Origin of the sequence: Pseudomonas sp. L5B5, assembly GCF_020520285.1 — a bacterium.
In the GTDB taxonomy this organism is placed as follows: Bacteria; Pseudomonadota; Gammaproteobacteria; order Pseudomonadales; family Pseudomonadaceae; genus Aquipseudomonas.
This window is the reverse complement of record NZ_CP084742.1, coordinates 3,888,219-3,908,051: the sequence shown is the minus strand read 5'-3', so window position 1 is coordinate 3,908,051 and position 19,833 is coordinate 3,888,219. Positions and strand designations below refer to the sequence as shown.

Genomic DNA, 19,833 nt, shown 5'->3' with positions numbered 1-19,833 from the left:
CTGGTCAAAAGCGTTCTGGGCGGTTAAATCCAGGAATGACGGGCCGGCAAAGTGCCGTTCAGGTGATAGGCGCCCACGGCGTGGTACTTCCAGCGCACCGGATCGTGCAGGGTATGTACCCGGGCGTTGCGCCAGTGGCGGTCGAGATTGAACTCGGCGAGGGTGGCGCGACTGCCGGCCAGCTCGAAGAGCTTTTCACTGGCCAGCAGCGAGATCTCGGTAGTCAGCACCTTGGCTTCGGCCACGGCAATGGAAGCGCGGGCTGCCGACTCGGCGGTGACCGGCGCCGCGTTGACCTGATCCAGCACTTGGCCGGCCTTGCGCAGCAGGGCCTCGGCCGCGTGCAGTTCGATCTGCAGCTTGCCGATGTCGGCGATCACATACAGGTCGTCGCTGGCCCGTTCGACGTTGGCGTCGATCCACGGGCGTGAACGTTCACGGACGAAACGGATGGCATCGGCCAGCGCCTCGCGGGCAATGCCGGCGTCGATGGCGGCCTGGATCAGTTGCGAGGCGGCGCCCTGGATGTTCGGCGTGTCGTTGATCCGCCAGTTGTCCAGCACCAGCTCGGCGTCGACCCGCACGTTGTTCAGCACGATGGTGCCGCTGGCGGTGGTGCGCTGGCCGAAGCCCGACCAGTCGTCGACGATGCGCAGCCCCGGGGTGCCGCGGCGGACGAAGGCCAGTACCTGGCGCCCGTCGTCGTTGAGCGCCTTGACCGCCACCCAGTGGGCGAACAGTGCGCCAGTGGAGTAGAACTTCTGGCCATTGAGTACAGGGCCGTCGGCGTCGGCGCTGATCCGTGCCTTGAGTTCCAGGGTGTTCTTGGTGCCGCGTTCCGGGCCGGCATTGCCGATGCGCCAGCCTTCGAGAACGCTTTGCAGCAGTTGCTTCTTCTGCCGTTCGGTGCCGCAACCGAGGATCAGGTTGAGGATGCCGAACTGGTTCTGCGGGATTTGCCCCAGGGCCGGGTCGGCCGCGGAAATGATCGCGAAGACCTCGGCCACGGTCACGTAGGACACTTGGGGCCCGCCATAGGCACGGGGGATGGCGATACTGCCCAGGCCGCTGCGGGTGAACTGTTCGACCAGCGCCCAGGGCAGCTTGCGCTGGCGGTCGCGCTGGGCGGCCTGCTGGCGGGCCGCATCGGCCAGTTCATGGGCGGCCTGCAGGGCCTGGGCGTCGTTGAGCAAGACCTGTGCGGGCAGCAACAGGGGGGCAATATCCAGGTCGCTCTGGACCTGTGCTTCTACCAGACTGGACATCAGTGCCGCTCCTTGGCTGCACGCAATGCCCTGGCGATCTGCACTGGGGTGATTGTGTTCCGGACCATACCTACCTCACATCTTTTGGATAGGCCGCGTCATGCGGCGAAATCAGAATCAAGAATGTCCGGTGGTCCGGTGGCATATACCCTAAACGTGGATAAAAATTAAATAAACTAACTTATAGGAATATGCATAGAAGAGGGTTACGTATACGTCAGGCGGGGATGGGGCGTGTGGGTATCGGGGCGTGTGTAGCCGCTGCCGCAGGCTGCGCATGGGCGCGCAGCGGCCGTGGAGATGGGGCAGGGCTCAGGCCGAGGTGAGGAACTTGCTGAGGAACTGCCGGGTGCGCTCTTGCTGGGGATTGGCGAACAGGGCCTTGGCTTCGCCTTGCTCGACGATCACCCCCTTGTCGAAGAAGATCACTCGGTTGGCCACGTCGCGGGCAAAGCTCATTTCGTGGGTGACGATGACCATGGTGCGTTTTTCTTCGGCCAGGCTGCGGATGGTAGCCAGCACTTCGCCTACCAGCTCGGGGTCGAGGGCCGAGGTGGGTTCGTCGAACAGGATCACCTTGGGTTCCATGGCCAAGGCCCGGGCGATCGCCACCCGCTGTTGCTGGCCGCCGGACAGGCGCCGCGGGTAGGCGTCCTCCTTGCCCGCCAGGCCGACCTTGGCCAGCAGCGTGCGGCCCAGGGCCAGGGCTTGCTCGCGTGGGGTCTTCTTCACCACCAGCGGGCCTTCGACGACGTTCTCCAGGGCGGTGCGGTGGGGGAACAGGTTGAAGTTCTGGAACACGAAACCCACTTGCTGGCGCAGTTGGCGGATCCGCCCTTGCTGCTGGCCCAGCGGGACGTTGCTGTCGATGGCGATGTCACCGATGCGGACTCGGCCGCTGGTGGGCTCCTCGAGGAAGTTCAGGCAGCGCAAGAAGGTGGTCTTGCCCGAGCCGCTGGGGCCGATGATGGCCACTACCTCACCTTCCTTGACCTCCAGGTCGATGCCATTGAGCACTGTCTGGCCCTTGAACTGCTTGGTCAGTTTTTCCACCGCGATCATGGCTTCAAGACTCCTGGTCGTGCCGATTGACCCGCTCTTCCAGCCGGTTCTGCAGGTGCGCGAGCACACTGGCCAGAACCCAGTAGATCAGAGCGGCGGCAAGATACATGGTGAAGATTTCGAAGGTCCGGGCGGTAATCAGCTGCGCCTGGCGGAACAGTTCCGGGACCTGGATGGTGGCGGCCAGGGCCGTGTCCTTGACCAGGGAAATGAAGCTGTTGCCCAAAGGCGGCAGGGCGGTACGCATGGCTTGCGGCAGGATCGCCCGGCGCAGGGCCTGGGCCCGGGTCATGCCGATGCTGGCGGCGGCTTCCCACTGGCCACGCTCGATGGAGCCGATGGCGGCCCTGAGGATTTCACAGGCGTAGGCCGCCATGTTCAGGGAGAAACCGATCAGCGCCGCGGGCAATGGGTCCAGCTCGATCCCCAGTTGCGGCAGGCCGTAGTAGATCACGAAGAGCTGCACCAAGAGCGGCGTGCCGCGAAAGAACGACACGTAGATCCGGGCGATCCAGCTGACCAGGGCCAGGCGCGACAGGCGCATCAAGGCCAGGCCAAAGCCCAGCAGCAGTCCGAAGAACATGCCGCCCAGGCTCAGGATCACCGTGTAGTACGCGCCCTTGAGCAGGAAGGGCGCCGAGTCCAGCGCCAGTTGCAGGCCTGCTTCCATTATTGGGTAACGTCAGCGTTGAAGTATTTCTCGGAGAGTTTCTTCAGCGTGCCGTCGGCCCGCAGTTCCTCGATGGCCTTGTTCACCGCGGCCAGCAGTTCCGGTTCGCCCTTGCGCAAGGCTACGCCAGCTTCCTGGCGGGAGAAGGGTTCGCCGGAGACGACCAGGGTGTCCTTGGTTTTCTTGATCAGTTCGAAGGCGGCCAGGCGGTCCACCAGGATGGCTTCGATACGGCCTACACGCAGGTCCTGATACTTGGTCGGATCGTCGTCATAGGTCTTGATGATGGCGTTGGGCACGTTTTCCTTGAGCCATTGCTCGTAGTTGGTGCCCAGGCCCACGCCGACCTTGTGCCCGGCCAGGTCGGCGGCGGTCTTGAACTTGCCCTCGTCCTTCTTCTGGGTCAGGGCCTGGATGCCGGAGATGGTGTAGGGCGTCGAGAAGTCGTACTTCTTCTTGCGTTCCTCGGAGATGGTCACCTGGTTGACCACGGCGTCCAGGCGCTTGGATTCCAGGGCCGCGAGGATGCCGTCCCACTTGGTCGGCTGCAGCTTGATCTTGACCCCGAGCTTGTTGGCCAGGGCCTCGGAGAACTCCACTTCGAAGCCGGTCAGCTTGCCGTTTTCGTCGACGTAGCTGAAAGGTGGATAGGTGCCTTCCAGGCCGACGCTGATCACGCCTGCGTCCTTGATCTTCTGCAGTTGCTCGCCGGCAACCGCTTGCCCCATCACCCCGGCACCGAGGGCCAGGCCCAGTGTGCCAATCAGCAGATTGCGACGCAGTACGGAAAGATTCATGACAAGCCCCTGTGGTTTCTTATGCACGATGCGGATGGGAAATGCAGGTCGATCGGTGAGCCGGAACGCAGGTTTTATCCTGCCCTAAATGCAGCGTATGCGTCTCCCGGCAAATTCGCCTGCGACGCGACTATAAGTGGCCTTTTATAGATGTAAAAATAATATAAATTCACATTTATATTTCTTTGAGGAATATAAAGTCCGCCTTTTGTAGCCGCTGCCGCAAGCTGCGCACGAGCGCAGGGCGCTCGCCTTTGCCGCTGTCTTTTGCTGTCTCTGTCTTCAGGCGAAGGCCCCGGCATAAGCGAACAGCGCCGGGGCGCCACCGGTATGCAGGAACAGGATCGGCCCCTCGTCGAAACGTTGGCGACCGATGCCGTCCAGCAGGCCGGCCATGGCCTTGCCGGTGTACACCGGGTCCAGCAGCAGGCCTTCCTGGCTGGCCAGCAGCCTGACTGCAGCCAGGGTGCCGGCGTTGGGTTCGCCGTAACGCGGGGCGAAATACTCGTCCCACAGCTGCACGTTGAAACTCTGCGGCAACGGCACGCCCAGCAGTTGGGCAGTGCGTTCGGCCAGCCCCTGGACCTTGGGCCGCTGGTCTTCCTCGCTGCGCGAGACGGTGACGCCGATCACTGGCAGTTGCGGCAGCACCTCGCCCAGGGCCAGGGCCAGGCCGCTGTGGGTCCCGGCGCTGCCGGACGCCAGGACCACGGCGGCGAAGCGCTGGCCGCTGTCCTCGATCTGTTGTGCCAGCTCCAGGCCGGCGCGCACGTAGCCCAGGGCCCCCAGGGCGTTGGAGCCGCCGATGGGCACCAGGTAGGGGTTCTTGCCATTGTTGCGCAGGCGTGCGGCCAGGGCCTGGAGCTGTTCGTCAGCCTGGTCGAGGTTGTCCACCAGCTCGACCTTGGCGTCGAACAGTTCGAGCAGCAGGCGGTTGCCGTTGCCCAGGTAGTTGGCGTCGTCGGTGCCGATGGGATTCTCCAGCAGGGCCACGCACCCCAGGCCCAGCTGGGCGGCCAGGGCCGCGGTCTGGCGTACGTGGTTGGACTGGATGGCGCCGGCGGTAATCAGGGTGTCGGCGCCCTGGGCCAGGGCATCGGCCGCCAGGTACTCGAGCTTGCGCAGCTTGTTGCCGCCCATGGCCAGGGGCGTGGTGTCGTCGCGCTTGATGTAAATGTCGCGGCCGGTCCAGGCCGACAGGCGATGGAGTTTTTCCAGGGCGGTGGCATGGCCGAGCAGGTCGAGGCGGTCGAAACGGGCGAGCTGTTGTTTGATCATGAGTCCGCACGGAACAGGGAAGGTGCAACGACTATAGGCAGCCATATTTGGCCGGGCAACCGCCGATCGCTTATGCAAAAAAGTGCTTGAGTGCGCACAATTAGTTCTTAAGCGTGGCGGTGACCGGGCGTAAAGTGATCGCCGTTTGCGCGGCCTGACAGTCCGGCCGCCCGAGTCTAGGAGTCTTATCGTGAGCGAGCGTTCCAGCCATTGGCAATTGCAGAGCATCGTCGGTCAACTGCGCGATGCCCGTGATCATTGGCGTACCCGCAACGGTCGGGTCAGCGGCGAGCAGGGCGGTCGCGAGCTGCCGTCGCGGGCGGCCATGGCCGAGATCCTCGAGGCCCTGTGCGGCGCCCTGTTCCCCATGCGCCTGGGGCCGGTGGACCTGCGGGAGGAGAGTGAGGATTTCTACGTCGGCCATACCCTGGACGCGGCGCTCAATGCGTTGCTTGCCCAGGCGCGCCTGGAGCTGCGTTATGTGGCCCGGCAGAACGGCGAGGCGGACGCTGACGTCAACGCGCGGGCGATCCGCCTGATCCAGGATTTCGCCCTGGCCCTGCCGGGCCTGCGCGTGCTGCTGGACACCGACGTGCTGGCGGCCTATCACGGCGACCCGGCGGCCCGCAGCGTCGATGAAGTGCTGCTGTGCTACCCCGGCATCCTGGCGGTGATCCACCACCGGCTGGCCCACCACCTGTATGGCGCCGGGCTGCCGTTGCTGGCGCGGATCAGCTCGGAGATCGCCCACTCGGCCACCGGTATCGACATCCACCCGGGGGCGCAGATCGGCAAGAGCTTCTTTATCGACCACGGTACTGGCGTGGTAATCGGCGAGACCGCGATCATCGGCGAGCGCGTGCGCATCTACCAGGCGGTGACCCTGGGGGCCAAGCGTTTCCCGGCGGACGAGGATGGCCAGTTGCAGAAGGGCCATCCGCGCCACCCGATCGTCGAGGACGACGTGGTGATCTACGCCGGTGCGACCATCCTGGGGCGCATCACCATCGGCAAGGGTTCGACCATCGGCGGCAACGTCTGGCTGACCCGCAGCGTGCCGGCCGGCTGCAACCTGACCCAGGCCAACCTGCAGCACGACGACGGTTCGCAGAAGTAGGGCAGGCCCTCTGTAGTCGCTGCCGAAGGCTGCGAACGAGCCGCAGGCTCGCCGGCGATCCCTCCACCGCCGAGGCCCCTTCGGTGCCTAGCGCAGCCTGCGGCAGCGGCTACAGAGGTGCCCATGCCTCCCGCTGCACCCGCTTCTTGTAGCCGCTGCCGAGCCTGCGAGGCTGCGAGGCTGCGAAAAGGTCCGCAGGACCTTGCTTGACGATCAACCGCCGTACACAGCCTGCGGCGTCTTTTCTGCTGAACGATTGCGCCCGGCATACGTCATACCCTTCCTTGAGCTAGCGTACTGACAGTACCGCTGAGCCCTGCAATTGGTCCTGAACCCCTTATCCATGTTTAACTTGAACGCTTGTTCAAGTTAAACCGGTGGTTCGCTGCCCGCTCACAACAGGAGGCTTGCCTTTGCTGAGTCCGTACATTTCAGCCATGTTTCACCCCTTCGAGGTGCACCATCCATGAGTGCATCGTCCGTCCCCGCGAACAGTCCGGTTCGCATGAATCCCCCGGTGTTCTATTTCGCCGCCAGCTTCATCCTGATCTTCGGCGTGGTGGTGATCAGCCTGCCGGAACAGGCCGGTGCCTGGTTGCTGGCCGCGCAGAACTGGGCAGCCAACACGGTCGGCTGGTACTACATGCTCGCCATGACCCTGTACCTGATCTTCGTGGTGGTCACCGCCTTGTCCGGCTACGGCAAGATCAAGCTCGGTGCCGACCACGACGAGCCCGAGTTCAGCTACCTGTCCTGGGCCGGCATGCTGTTCGCCGCCGGGATCAGCATCACCCTGTTCTTCTTCTGCGTTTCCGAACCCCTGACCCACATGCTCCAGCCGCCCAAGGGCGAGGCCGGCACGGTGGAGGCGGCACGCCAGGGCATGCAGTTGCTGTTCCTGCACTGGGGCCTGCATGGCTGGGGGGTGTTCGCCTTCGTCGGCATGGCCCTGGCGTATTTCGCCTACCGGCATAACCTGCCGCTGGCCCTGCGCTCGGCGCTGTACCCGCTGATCGGCAAGCGCATCAACGGTCCCATCGGTTATGCGGTGGATGGTTTCGGCATCATCGCCACGGTGTTCGGCCTGGGCGCCGACATGGGTTTTGGTGTGCTGCACCTCAATTCCGGCCTCGACTACCTGTTCGGCATCGCCCACACCCAGTGGATCCAGGTGCTGCTGATCACCCTGATGATGGGCGCGGCCATCCTCGTCGCGGTGTCCGGGGTCGACAAGGGCGTGCGGGTGATGTCCGACATCAACATGCTGCTGGCGGTGGCGCTGCTGCTGTTCGTGCTGTTCGCCGGCCCGACCCAGCATCTGCTCAACACCCTGATCCAGAACCTGGGGGATTACCTGGGAGCGTTGCCGGCCAAGAGCTTCGACGTCTATGCCTATGACAAGCCCAGCGACTGGCTGGGTGGCTGGACGGTGTTCTACTGGGCCTGGTGGATTGCATGGTCGCCGTTCGTGGGCCTGTTCATCGCGCGGATTTCCCGGGGTCGGACCATCCGTGAGTTCGTCTTCGGCGTGCTGCTGATTCCCCTGGGCTTCACCCTGGCCTGGATGTCGATTTTCGGCAACAGCGCCATCGACCAGGTGCTCAACCACGGCATGAGCGCCCTGGGCATGTCGGCCATCGACAACCCGTCGATGACCCTCTACCTGCTGCTGGAAACCTACCCCTGGAGCAAGACCGTGATCGCGGTCACGGTGTTCATCAGCTTCGTGTTCTTCGTCACCTCGGCGGATTCCGGCACGGTGGTGCTCTCGACCCTGTCGGCCCGGGGCGGCAATGCCGACGAAGACGGTCCGAAATGGCTACGGGTGTTCTGGGGCGCGATGACCGCCCTGGTCACCAGCGGGCTGCTGTTCGCCGGTAGCGTCGACTCGTTGAAGTCGGCGGTGGTCCTGACCTCGCTGCCGTTCTCGCTGATCCTGCTGCTGATGATGTGGGGCCTGCACAAGGCGTTCTACATGGAGTCGCAGAAGCGCATCGCCCAGCTGCATTCCCTGGCGCCGGTGTCGGCCTCGCGCCGGGGCCGTGGTGGTTGGCGCCAGCGCTTGAGCCAGGCGGTGCATTTCCCGTCGCGGGACGAGGTGTATCGCTTCCTCGACCAGACCGTGCGTCCGGCCATCGAGGAGGTGACGGCGGTGTTCGTCGAGAAGGGCCTGAACGTGGTCACCCAGCCTGATCCGGCCAACGACAGCGTCAGCCTGGAGATCGGCCACGGCGACCAGCATCCGTTCATCTACCAGGTGCAGATGCGCGGTTACTTCACGCCGTCCTTCGCCCGTGGCGGCATGGGCCCGAAAGAGCTGCGCAATCGTCGTTACTATCGCGCCGAGGTGCATCTGTCCGAGGGTAGCCAGGACTACGACCTGATGGGCTACAGCAAGGAGCAGATCATCAACGACATCCTCGACCAGTACGAACGCCACATGCAGTTCCTGCACCTGGTGCGCTGAACCAGGGCCTGCCGGCCGGGAGTTGCCTGTTGGCTCCCGGCCTGCGGCTCAGGCGCCGTTCATGGCCAGGTACAGCCCCAGGGCTGCCACCGGCAGGGCGAACACCAGGCCGCCGAGCGCCAGCTCCGAGTGCCAGCCTTGTCCGGTACTGACCACCCCCACCACCCCGTTGAGCACGCTCAGCGCCAGCCACAGCCCGCAGAAGGCATAAGCCAGGATCTGGCGGCTGAAGCCCAGCCGTTCGCCGATATACAGCACCAGGGCCAGCAGGAGCAGGCCGAAGGCAATCACGATGGTGGTGTGCATGGGGCAGCTCCTGGCGCATGCCGATTGACCGAAGAAGAGTCCGGTGGCCCTGGCCTCCAGCATAGGCGTCAAACCAGCCCGCCGTTGGCCCGCAGTACCTGGCCGTTGACCCAGGTGGCCGCCGGGCTCACCAGGAAGGCGACGATGTCGGCGATGTCCTGTGGCTGCCCCAGGCGCTCCAGCGGCGGCAGCTTGGCGAAGTGCCGCACTTGCTCCTCGCTCTTGTCCTGCAGGAACAGCTCGGTGGCCACCGGCCCCGGTGCCACGGCATTGACCGTGATATTGCGTCCGCGCAGTTCCTTGGCGAACACCTGGGTCATGGATTCCACTGCCGCCTTGCTGGCGATGTACACCGCGTAGCCCGGCAAGTTGAGGCCCACGGTGCTGCTGGAGAAGTTGACGATGCGTCCGCCGTCGTTGAGGCGGGCGGCGGCCTCGCGCAGGGTATTGAAGGTGCCCCGGGTGTTGATGGCAAAGGTGCGGTCGAACAACTCGTCGCTGTGCTCGGCCAGCGGCAGGACCTTGAGAATGCCGGCATTGTTGACCAGCACATCGATCTTGCCCCATTGGGCCTCGGTGGTTTCGAACAGCTGGCGTACCTGGGCGGCGTCGGCCACGTCGGCCTTGACCGCGATGGCCTGGTGGCCGGCCTGGCGCAACTGCTCCACCAGCCTGGAGGCCTCCTCGGCATTGCTCGCATAGTTGATCGTCACCGCATAGCCGTTCTCGGCCAGTTGGCGGGCGATCACCGCACCTATGCCCCGTGAGGCTCCGGTGACGATGGCGATTTTGAAGGGTTGGGCGGTCATGGCGGATGTCCTTGTACAGGTGGCGGGGAATGACCGCAGATTCACCGATTTACCCCTGTGGATAAATACGCCAGAGTTGCCTTGACTGTTCAAGGAACGCCAACAATCTCGCCTGCGGAGGTGCCTGTGGATCAAGTCAAAGCGATGAAAGTGTTCGTGCGGATCTACGAGCGCAGCAGCTTCACCCTGGCCGCCGATGACTTGAACCTGCCTCGGGCGACCTTGACCCACACCCTCAATCAATTCGAGGCCTGGCTCGGCACTCGGCTGCTGGAGCGCAGTACCCGGCGGGTGCGGCCGACCCTGGACGGCGAAGCCTACTACCCGCGTTGCGTGCAACTGCTGGCGCAGTTGGAAGAAGCCGAACTGGCGTTTCGCACCGTTGAGCCCCATGGACGCTTGCGGGTGGACATGCACGGCACCCTGGCCCGGCATTTCGTGATCCCGTCCCTGGGGCAGTTCATGCAGCGTTATCCACAGATCGAGCTGGCCATCAGCGAGGCCGATCACTTCGTCGACCTGATCGCCGAAGGCGTGGATTGCGTACTGCGTGCCGGAACCCTGGGCGACTCCTCGCTGATCGGCCGGCGGGTGGCGAACCTGGCCCAGGTGACCTGTGCAAGCCCCGCCTACCTGGCTCGTCATGGTGAGCCCCGGAACCTGGAGGAGCTGTCCCGGCACCGGGCTGTGAACTATGTCTCGCGCAGCGCCAGCGGGCCGCTGCCCTTCGAGTTCCTGGTCGCCGGCAAGCTTCGCCACATCGCCCTCGACGGCGCGCTCTCGGTGTTTGGCGCCCAGATCTACGGCGCCTCGGCCCTGGCAGGGCTGGGCATCATCCAGTGCCCGCGCTACCACGTGGCCGAAGCGCTCGCCCAGGGGCTGATGTGCGAGATCCTCAGTGATACGCCGCCGCCCTCGATGCCGGTATCGGTGGTTTACCCCCATAACCGTCAACTCTCTGCGCGGGTACGGGTGTTCGTCGACTGGCTGGTCCAGGTGTTCGCCGACGCTGAGTGAGCGGGTGTCCGGCGCACCTGGAACAGCCCTTCCACAGGCCAGTCACTGGCTGTTTTTTTCCTGCCAAGGGTGACTGTCGCGGCCTGGGCAGGAGTGGTTTTTGCCGTCTATAAACAATGGAGGCCACCTGCCTGATGCCGATCAGAAGGAAGTTGTAGGAGCGAGGCTTGCCCGCGATGGACTTCGGGGCGCTGCGTTTATCCAGTCAACACACGCAACCGCTAACGACCATCGCGAGCAATCGAGCGTCGACCTGCTCCTACAGGGGATCAACTGGCTTGACTGACTGGCATCAGGCGACTTGCCTGGCGTATGGCTTTCGACGCATTCCTCGCGACTCGCGAGTGAGTGTCAGCGACTGCGAGGCCTGGGTATTTCTCCAGGATCGGCGTTGGCTGCGGTTTTTGCCCCCGGGCCTGTGTGGCCACTTTTGAGCATCGTTCAGTGGGTAAAAAGGCAAATTGCCATTAGCCTCTGAGGACGATTTCGTATTGTGCTACGTAGTACGTAATTCATTTTTAGCCGCGCTTTGCAATGCGATTCATCGATCCGTCGATTTCAAGGGTGTGCGATCTGGGCTTCGTGGTACGAAGCGTCAGTCATCGCGCCTCGCTCAATTCGTTTCATGGGGTTTTAGCCCAGTAAATACTGGATGGTTCGCCACTGCATGAAGCCTGGGCCTGATACTTCGTGGGCAAGCGCTTTTGGGCTGAAAGTCGAGCAAAAGATTGTTTTTTAGCGGTTTTTAGTACGAAATTAAGTATGAATTCAGTATGAAATACGGAATTTCATGGCGTTTTCGATTTGCGGAACTGCCATGGCCCGGGTGGTTTCACAACAACAGGAGGGTGGCTGGCCGTTGCGCCGGCCGCCATGCAGGCACTGGCCATTTCAGAGGTGGCCCTCGTCCAGATGAGGATTCGATGACTTATTCAGCTGCTGAACATCGCTACGACTCCATGCCCTATCGCCGTGTCGGCCGCAGTGGCCTGGTGCTGCCAGCCCTGTCCCTGGGGTTGTGGCACAACTTCGGCGACAGCACGCCGATCGATACCCAGCGCGCCTTGCTGCGCACCGCTTTCGACCTGGGGATCAACCATTTCGACCTGGCCAACAACTATGGCCCGCCCTATGGCAGCGCCGAGGTCAATTTCGGTCGCCTGCTGCGTGAAGATTTCAAGGCCTATCGCGATGAGTTGATCATTTCCAGCAAGGCGGGCTGGGACATGTGGCCGGGGCCTTATGGCCAGGGTGGCGGTTCGCGCAAGTACGTACTGGCCAGCCTGGACCAGAGCCTGCAGCGCATGGGCCTGGACTATGTGGATATCTTCTATTCCCATCGCTTCGACCCGGATACGCCGCTGGAGGAAACCGCCAGCGCCCTGGCCAGCGCGGTACAACAGGGCAAGGCGCTGTACATCGGCATCTCTTCCTATTCGGGGGCCAAGACCCGGGAGATGGCCGCGCTGCTCAAGGAGTGGAAGGTGCCGCTGCTGATTCACCAGCCGGCCTACAACATGCTCAACCGCTGGGTGGAAAAGGACCTGCTGGACACCACCGAGGAGCTCGGCGTCGGGGTGATTGCCTTCACGCCCCTGGCCCAGGGGCTGCTCACCGACAAGTACCTGGATGGCATTCCCGAGGATGCGCGGGTCAACCGCCCAGGCGGAGGATCATTGCAAGCCTCCCACTTGTCCGAGGCCAACATTGCCCATGTACGGGCGCTCAACGATATTGCCAGGAATCGCGGGCAGAGCCTGGCCCAGTTGGCCCTGGCCTGGACCTTGCGGGATGCGCGAGTGACCTCGGCGCTGATCGGCGCCAGCCGGCCCGAGCAGATCATCGAGAACGTCGGTGCCCTGCAGAACCTGGGTTTCAGCGTGGAAGAGCTGGCGGAAATCGATCACTTCGCCAGGGAAGGCCGGATCAACCTGTGGGAAAAACCGTCGACCGCCGAATAGATCGGCGCACTGGCAGGGCGATCACCCGGTCTGCACGGTGCAGCCGGTCGCCTGGTGCGGGGCGACCGGGATCGGGTGCGCCGTTCATTTGCTGGTGGCGCTGACCTTCAATTCGGGGGACGCGTTGCCTGCGGTGCGTTGTGCTGGCTCGTCGAGGTCGACCTTGGCGATCACCGACAGGCCTGGGCGCAGACGCTCGAGGCCTGGCTGGTTGGCGTCGAAGCGGATGCGTACCGGTACCCGCTGGACGATCTTGGTGAAGTTGCCGGTGCCGGGCTCAAAGGGCAGCAGGGCGAAGGTCGAGCCCGAGCCCGGGGCCAGGCTCTCCACGGTTCCGGTGATGCTGACCCCTGGCAGGGCATCGATCTTGATACGTGTGGGCTGGCCCGGGAACATGTGCTGGGTCTGGGTTTCCTTGAAGTTGGCCAGCACGTAGAGCTCGTGCAGCGGCACCAGGGTCAGCAGGCGCGAACCCGGTTGGACGTAGTCTCCCACCTGGATCTGGCGATTGCCCACGGTGCCATCCATTGGCGCATAGACAGTGGTGTGGCTCTGGTCCTGCTGGGCCAGTTCCAGGCGGGCCTTGGCGGTCACCACCTTGGCCTTGGCCATCTGCAGCTGCGCCTGCAGGCGCTGGCGCTGGGCCGTGGTCACGGCCAGGTCGTTTTCCGCTACTTGCAGCATGGCCTGGGCGTGGGCGTGGTTCTGCTCTGCGGAGATCGCCTGGGTGCTGTACTTCTCCACTTCGTTGCGCGCCACGGCACCGGTAGTGACCAGGGTGTCGAAGCGGTTGCGTTCGGCCCCGGCCCGCTTGGATTCGGCCTGGGTGGTGCGGATCGAGGTGCGGGCGGCCAGTACCCGGGTATCGGCCAGTCGCTGTTCGGCGTCCTGGATGGCCAGCGCGGCTTGTGCCAGGGCGACCTGGGCGAGGCTGTCGGCCAGGTCACCTTCGGCCAGGGCTACCCGGCTATCGAACTCTTCGCTGTTGATGCGCACCAGGGGTTGGCCGGCCGTGACGTTCTGGTGGTCCTTGACCAGCACCTCGGTCACCAGGCCATGGACGCGTGGCGCGACGGAGGTGGCATCGGCGGCGATGTAGGCATCGTCCGTGGACTCGGTCGATGGTGCCATCAGCACCCAGGCCACGCCGACGGCCACCAGGGTCAAGGCGATGGCACCGGCAATCAGCGGGCGCCTGGAGCGCTTGCGCGGCGCCTGCGTGTCCTCCGAAGCTTGCAGGATAGCGTTCTGGGTCTGGGTGCTTTGCTCCATGTTGAAGCTCCATGCGGTTTTGAATTACGATCATAATATTCACATGACGACCGCAATACTACAGGGAAGTATCCACGTGACGACAAGCGCATCCGACCTCCCTGGCGCGGGCATCCAGCCTGGTCAACCTACCCTGCGACGCAAGTTCCTGGTCTTCACGATCATGGCCTTCGGCATGTTCATGGCCTTGATCGATATTCAGATCGTCGCTGCTTCGCTCAACGAAGTGCAGGCCGGGCTCAGCGCCGGCCCTGATGAAGTGAGCTGGGTCCAGACCGCCTACCTGATCGCCGAGTTGATCATGATTCCCTTCTCGGCCTTCCTGGCCCAGGCGATTTCCACCCGCTGGCTGTTCGCGACCAGCGCGGCGCTGTTCACCGTGTTCAGCATCGGTTGCGGCATGGCCTGGAACATCGAGTCGATGATCGTGCTGCGGGCGCTGCAGGGCTTCACTGGCGGGGCCATGGTGCCGACGGTTTTCGCCGTCGGGTTCGTGCTGTTCGAAGGCAAGCAGCGAGCGATGGTCCCGGCCATCCTGGGCATGACCGCGGTCCTGGCCCCTACGCTCGGTCCTACCGTGGGCGGGTTGGTGACCTACTACCTGGACTGGCGCTGGATCTTTTTCATCAACGTGCTGCCCGGCCTGCTGATCTGCATCGGCGCGGCGCTGTTGATCGATGTCGACCGCCCCGACCTGTCCATGCTGCGACGTATCGACTGGCTGCACTTCGTGGCCATGGCCCTGGCCCTGGGCTGTTTTGAATATGTGCTGGAAGAGGGGCCTCGCAAGGACTGGTTCGGCGATACCGGCATCGTCATCTCCGCCTGGGTGTCCCTGGTGTCCTTCGGGCTGTTTCTCGAGCGTTCCCTGTATTCGAACAACCCCATCGTATCGTTGCGGCCGTTTCGCGACCGGACCTTTTCCATCGCTTGCCTGTTGAACCTGGTGATAGGTTTCGGCCTGTACTCCTCGACCTACCTGGTGCCGGTGTTCCTTGGCCGGGTACGCGGCTTCGACAGCCTGGAGATCGGCACCACGGTATTTGTCGTGGGCATCGGGCAACTGGTCAGTACCATCATCGCTGCCCGGGCTTCGGAAAGGGTCGATCGGCGCCTGATCATCTCGGTGGGTTTCCTGGGCCTGGCCCTGAGCCTGTGGCTGACCTCAAGGGTCACCTCCAACTGGGGGTTCGACGAGTTGCTGGTGCCCCAGGTGGCGCGGGGACTGTTCCTGATGCTGTGCATCGTGCCCAGCGTCAACATGGCCCTGAGCTCATTCCAGGGCGTGGAGTTGCGCCAGGCCTCAGGGCTGTTCAACCTGATGCGCAACCTGGGCGGGGCCATCGGTATCGCCACGGTCAACACCTGGCTGCAAGACGATGCCCGGACCCAGGTCCTGCACCTGTCCGAATCCCTGGGGGCCAAGGCCGTCGCCGCGCAGGAGCTGATGAGCCAGCTGGCGCTGAAGATCGCCGCCGATACTCCGGATTCCAGCCATGCGTTCCTGATGGCCCAGGGCATCCTTGGCCGGTTGGTGGGGCGCGAAGCCCTGACCCTGGCCTTTGGCGACGTATTCCGCCTGATGGCGATGATGTTCGTGGTGGCACTGCTGCTGGTGCCGCTGTGCAAGGTGCCCCCGGCCGCACCCGCAGCCGAGGAAGAGAAATGACCGGGACCGCTACATGATGGGTGGGCCGGATCTGGCCTTGCGCAGCTGGCTGGGGGTGCAACCCATGTTTTTCCACATCAGCCGGCGCAATGCGGTGGAGTCGGCGTAACCCACTTTGAAGGCAACTTCTTCAATACTCATATTGGTTGTTTCCAATAAGCTTTGAACATGTTGCAGGCGAACTTTCTGAATGAACGCCATGGGCGGCTTGCCTGTGGCGCTACGAATTCTCCGGGATAAGGTTTTCTCGGTGATTCGCAGGTGTTCGGCGATTGTGCTGAGCGGCGGAACGTTTGGCAGGCAGTCTTCGATGAATTTTTCCAGCATCAACACTTCACGGCTTTCTGTCTTCAAGTTAGACAGGGCCATGTAGTGGTATTGTGCCGGGCGTCCATCTATCAATAAGTAACGCATGGTCAGCTCGGCAACTTGGTTGCCCATGTTGTTGCGAAGGATATATAGCATCAAGTCCATTTGCGACATGCCTGCACCGGCAGTAATCATATTTCCGTCATGAATAAGCATGCGTTTGGTGTCCAGAATCGCCTCGGGATAACGCTGCTTGAAAGTGTCATACAGCTGCCAGTGGGTGGTGACGGTCCGGTCCTGCAGGATGCCCGCTTCGCCGAGGACGAAAACCGCCGAGCAGGAGGCTGCGGTCTGCTGTCCGCGCAGGTGATGTTCCTGCACCAGTTTGCTCAGCTTGCGGATGTCGCCATGGTCCAGGCGGGAGATGAGCTCGGTGGACAGGCTCAGGCCGGGTTGGCGTTTTTCCGTGCGACAACCAAAAAAATCCAGCTCCTGGGTGTTCTCCAGCCCCAGCCCGGGGATCACCAGCATGCTGCCTTCGATGGCCTGGACCCGTTCCAGCGGCACCGCATCCAGGCGCATGCCATTGCGCATTCTCACAGATTCGCTGCTGCCGATGATCTGCCAGGTAATGGTGGGCCGCCCCATGACTTCGGCAACCTGGTTGGCAGTACGCAGCACATCCAGAGTGATGGCGACACTGGAGCCCATGGCGCCTTCCAGTGCGATAAGGGTCAGCACATCCATGTCCATTTTCTCCCTGTAAGTGTCCATTTGTGCATTAGCAAAATATACAAGCTGGTGGCAGACTTCTCAACGCATCCAGATTTCACTATCTCTGCCCGCGTTAGTTCCTGTGGGACATATAAAAATATGCATTCACCAATGAATGCCTCGTTCTGTCATTGAAATGACACCTTTTAAATCTGCCTAGTAAGAGCTCCCCATTTTAGGGGCGTTTGTTCGGTTCCTTAGCGCTAAAAATAATAAATGACCATCAGGTCGATATATGGCTCTCCATTTAAAAAGGATTTTGAATGAACTACGCCGCGCCTCGTGACTATCTAAGCGATGTCAATAAATCCTTCTCGACACATATAGCCGTTGATGACAAGACACTGGCCGAGACCTTGGGTGTCGAATGTTTAAGTTCGGTTACCGAAGTGCTGGCCTATCGCGCCTGGCACCAACCCGAGGCGACAGCCTTCGTCCACCTGCTCGATGGCGAGCAGGAACAGGCGGCCATCAGCTACGCCGAACTGTGGAAGCGTAGTCAACAATTGGCGGGTGCGCTGCAGATCTTCGAGCCCCGGGGTAAACGGGTGCTGATGCTGTTCGAGACCGGTATCGACTACATCGTTTCCCTGTTCGGCCTGTTCCTGGCCGGTGCCGTGGCGATCCCGGCCTTCCCGCCCGTGGGCACCCGTGGGTTGGAGCGCCTGGCGCTGATCTGTGCCGATGCTCATCCGCAGATCGTGCTGACCAGTTCGCGTTTCATGCGCTCCCAGGAGCGAGTCGACGCCCTGCTGCAGGGCGATTTGCCCAAGCCGCAGTGGGTCGATCCGCAGCAACTGGCCGATACGGATTCGACCTGGAGCGCCCAGGGCATGACCCCTGACCAGCTGGCGCTGCTGCAATACACCTCGGGTTCCACTTCGACACCCAAGGGCGTGATGCTCACCCACGCCAACCTCTACAGCAATTGCCGCAGCGCCAGCCAGTGGATGGGCCCGGCCCACGAGCGAGTGGGCTGCAGCTGGCTGCCGCCGTATCACGACATGGGCCTGATGGGCGGAATCCTGCAGCCGATCTACGACGCCTTTCCGACGGTGCTCATCAGTCCCGGGCACTTCGTCCAGCGGCCCCTGCGCTGGCTGGATGCAGTGTCGCGATTTGGCGCTGCCGTCACCATCGCGCCGAACTTCGCTTTCGACCTGTGTGTGGAAAGCATCACCGATGCCGAGCTGGCGGCTCTCGACCTGAGCCGGCTCAAGGCAATCTACTGCGGGGCCGAACCGGTTCGCCAGAGCACCCTGGCGCGTTTTGCCGATCGTTTCGCCGCCGCCGGTTTCGACCCGGCGGCCCTGGGGCCTTGTTATGGGCTGGCTGAATCTACGGTACTGGTCTCGGGCAAACCCTACGACGAACCGGCGTTCGGCATCCAGGTCGATCGGGACCAACTGGCCACCGGCACCCTGGCGATTGTCGAAGCTGGCGATGCCCTGGCATTGCCACTGGTCAGCAGCGGGCGCGTGGCGCCCGGACTGCACCTGGCCATCGTCGACCCGGTCAGCCTGCTGCCCGTGGCCGACGGCCAGGTCGGTGAGATCTGGGTCCAGGGTGGCAACGTCGGGGCAGGCTACTGGGGCAAGGAAGCCCTGAGCGAGCAGGTGTTTCGCGCCAGCTTGCCAGGCGTCGATGGCCACTTCATGCGCACCGGCGACCTGGGCGCGCTGTATCGGGCCGAGCTGTTCGTCACCGGTCGTCTCAAGGACCTGATCATCATCGCCGGCCGCAACCTTTATCCACAGGACCTGGAACTGGCCGTGGAGAACGCCGACCCGCGCATCCGCAGCAATGGCTGCGTCGCGGTGGGCCTGGACAACGGCCAGCAGGAGCAGTTGGCGATCGTGGCCGAGATCAAGCGCAGCGAAAAGCTTGACGAGGCCCAGCAGGAACAACTGCGCCAGGTGATCACCAGCACCCTGGTCAGCCAGTTCGGCGTGGCCCCGGCGCGCATTCACCTGGCGCCCATGGGCGGCATTCCGCTGACCACCAGCGGCAAGGTCCAGCGCCAGGCCACTCGCCAGGCCCTGCTCAACGGCAGCCTGGGGCGTTACGGCGCCGGGCGCGCGGCGGCCTCGGCACAACCTCTCAAAACCCCTACGGATGCCCTGTCATGACCGCGATGAATCCTCATATCGATCGTACCGGCCAGCGCGAGCGTCAACTGGCCTGGCTGACCGTTGGCGTGCCGGCGGTGGGTACCGTGGCAGCCCTGGTCCTGGCCTGGCATCAGGGCATCAGCTGGCTGGAGGTCGGCGCCCTGGCCTGCATGTACCTGCTGACGGCCCTGGGGGTAGAGGTGGGGATGCACCGCTTCTTTTCCCATCACGCGTTCAAGGCCGGCCCGGTGGTCACCGCGTTCTTCGGGATTGCCGGTTCGATGGCGGCCCAGGGACCGATCCTGTTCTGGGCCGCGACCCATCGCCAGCATCATGCGTTCACCGACAAGGAAGGCGATCCGCACTCGCCGCGTCCGCTCAAGGAAGGTCTTGTCGGCAACCTCCAGGGCTGGTGGCACGCCCACCTGGGCTGGCTGTTCAGCCTGCGCAAGCAGAGCTGGAGCCAGTTCGTGCCCGACCTGTTGCGCGATCGCCTGATCATGCAGATCAACCAGCGCTACTACCTGTGGATCATCCTCGGCCTGTTGCTGCCTACCCTGGCCTGCGGACTGATTACCCGCAGTTGGGAGGGTGCGCTCAGCGGCCTGTTGTGGGGCGGCTTCGTGCGGATTTTCCTGGTGGATCACGCGACCTGGTGCATCAACTCCTTCGCCCACAAGGTCGGCGGCCGCGATCACAAGACCCGTGACACCAGCCGCAATGTGTTCTGGCTGGCGATCCCGACGGTAGGGGGCGGCTGGCACAACAACCACCATGCCTTCCCGGCGCTGGCCCATGCCGGCCTCAAGCCCTGGCAACTGGACCTGGGCGGGCTGTTCATCGAGTCGCTGGCGCTGTGCGGGCTGGTCTGGGACGTCAAGCGGCCCGGCCCGAGCGCGGCAGTGGAACCTTCAGAAGGCTGATAGTCGGTACTCACCTCACAGGACGC

Annotated in this window: 16 protein-coding genes; 7 read left to right on the top strand and 9 right to left on the bottom strand. The window is 63.3% G+C overall.

Annotated features, from left to right (window positions below):
* Positions 1–23: 23 nt before the first annotated feature.
* The 5 genes from LGQ10_RS17835 to LGQ10_RS17815 form a co-directional block, all read right to left on the bottom strand.
* Positions 24–1,265, bottom strand: coding sequence for an SfnB family sulfur acquisition oxidoreductase (locus tag LGQ10_RS17835; RefSeq protein ID WP_058434038.1), 1,242 nt, complete (start codon positions 1,263–1,265; stop codon positions 24–26).
* Positions 1,266–1,577: 312 nt separating this feature from the next.
* Positions 1,578–2,327: an L-cystine ABC transporter ATP-binding protein TcyN gene (gene tcyN, locus LGQ10_RS17830; RefSeq protein WP_058434037.1), complete on the bottom strand. Its 750-nt coding sequence runs from the start codon at positions 2,325–2,327 to the stop codon at positions 1,578–1,580.
* Between the two features lie 4 nt (positions 2,328–2,331).
* Positions 2,332–2,997 carry a cystine ABC transporter permease gene (gene tcyL, locus LGQ10_RS17825; protein ID WP_058434036.1) on the bottom strand — a complete coding sequence of 222 codons (666 nt, stop codon included), beginning with the start codon at positions 2,995–2,997 and terminating at the stop codon, positions 2,332–2,334.
* Positions 2,997–3,794, bottom strand: a complete 798-nt coding sequence (tcyJ, locus tag LGQ10_RS17820) for a cystine ABC transporter substrate-binding protein (RefSeq protein WP_058434035.1) — start codon at positions 3,792–3,794, stop codon at positions 2,997–2,999. Before tcyJ ends, tcyL begins: the two co-directional genes overlap by 1 nt.
* Before the next feature lie 282 nt (positions 3,795–4,076).
* Positions 4,077–5,072 (bottom strand): D-cysteine desulfhydrase, encoded by a 996-nt coding sequence (locus LGQ10_RS17815; protein ID WP_226522746.1) that lies wholly within the window; start codon positions 5,070–5,072, stop codon positions 4,077–4,079.
* Positions 5,073–5,262: 190 nt separating this feature from the next.
* Between LGQ10_RS17815 and epsC the strand changes: the two genes are divergently transcribed.
* On the top strand, positions 5,263–6,189 hold the full coding sequence (gene epsC, locus LGQ10_RS17810; RefSeq protein ID WP_226522745.1) for a serine O-acetyltransferase EpsC: 927 nt from the start codon (positions 5,263–5,265) through the stop codon (positions 6,187–6,189).
* Positions 6,190–6,694: 505 nt separating this feature from the next.
* A complete protein-coding gene (gene betT, locus LGQ10_RS17805; RefSeq protein ID WP_226526154.1) occupies positions 6,695–8,656 on the top strand; it encodes a choline transporter BetT in 1,962 nt (653 codons plus the stop codon).
* 48 nt (positions 8,657–8,704) lie between these two features.
* Here betT and LGQ10_RS17800 read toward each other — a convergent pair whose 3' ends face one another.
* Both LGQ10_RS17800 and LGQ10_RS17795 read right to left on the bottom strand, forming a co-directional pair.
* Positions 8,705–8,962: a hypothetical protein gene (locus LGQ10_RS17800; RefSeq protein ID WP_226522744.1), complete on the bottom strand. Its 258-nt coding sequence runs from the start codon at positions 8,960–8,962 to the stop codon at positions 8,705–8,707.
* Positions 8,963–9,030: 68 nt separating this feature from the next.
* Positions 9,031–9,771, bottom strand: a complete 741-nt coding sequence (locus tag LGQ10_RS17795) for an SDR family oxidoreductase (protein ID WP_226522743.1) — start codon at positions 9,769–9,771, stop codon at positions 9,031–9,033.
* A 126-nt stretch (positions 9,772–9,897) separates the two neighbouring features.
* Between LGQ10_RS17795 and LGQ10_RS17790 the strand changes: the two genes are divergently transcribed.
* Together LGQ10_RS17790 and mgrA are read left to right on the top strand one after the other, a co-directional pair.
* Positions 9,898–10,788: a LysR family transcriptional regulator gene (locus LGQ10_RS17790; protein ID WP_226522742.1), complete on the top strand. Its 891-nt coding sequence runs from the start codon at positions 9,898–9,900 to the stop codon at positions 10,786–10,788.
* A gap of 923 nt (positions 10,789–11,711) precedes the next feature.
* Positions 11,712–12,749: an L-glyceraldehyde 3-phosphate reductase gene (gene mgrA / locus LGQ10_RS17785; RefSeq protein WP_226522741.1), complete on the top strand. Its 1,038-nt coding sequence runs from the start codon at positions 11,712–11,714 to the stop codon at positions 12,747–12,749.
* Between the two features lie 84 nt (positions 12,750–12,833).
* On the opposite strand, the gene LGQ10_RS17780 is transcribed toward mgrA, so the two are convergent.
* Positions 12,834–14,021: an HlyD family secretion protein gene (locus tag LGQ10_RS17780; RefSeq protein WP_226522740.1), complete on the bottom strand. Its 1,188-nt coding sequence runs from the start codon at positions 14,019–14,021 to the stop codon at positions 12,834–12,836.
* A 76-nt stretch (positions 14,022–14,097) separates the two neighbouring features.
* Here LGQ10_RS17780 and LGQ10_RS17775 point away from each other — a divergent pair, with 76 nt between their 5' ends.
* The gene (locus LGQ10_RS17775) at positions 14,098–15,690 is read left to right on the top strand and encodes a DHA2 family efflux MFS transporter permease subunit (protein WP_226522739.1); all 1,593 of its coding nucleotides are present in this window, start codon (positions 14,098–14,100) and stop codon (positions 15,688–15,690) included.
* 9 nt (positions 15,691–15,699) lie between these two features.
* On the opposite strand, the gene LGQ10_RS17770 is transcribed toward LGQ10_RS17775, so the two are convergent.
* A complete protein-coding gene (locus tag LGQ10_RS17770) occupies positions 15,700–16,746 on the bottom strand; it encodes a GlxA family transcriptional regulator (protein WP_226522738.1) in 1,047 nt (348 codons plus the stop codon).
* Between the two features lie 290 nt (positions 16,747–17,036).
* On the opposite strand from LGQ10_RS17770, the gene LGQ10_RS17765 reads away from it, so the two are divergent.
* The gene (locus LGQ10_RS17765) at positions 17,037–18,902 is read left to right on the top strand and encodes a fatty acyl-AMP ligase (protein WP_226522737.1); all 1,866 of its coding nucleotides are present in this window, start codon (positions 17,037–17,039) and stop codon (positions 18,900–18,902) included.
* Positions 18,899–19,807: an acyl-CoA desaturase gene (locus tag LGQ10_RS17760; RefSeq protein WP_226522736.1), complete on the top strand. Its 909-nt coding sequence runs from the start codon at positions 18,899–18,901 to the stop codon at positions 19,805–19,807. Before LGQ10_RS17765 ends, LGQ10_RS17760 begins: the two co-directional genes overlap by 4 nt.
* Positions 19,808–19,833 lie beyond the last annotated feature (26 nt).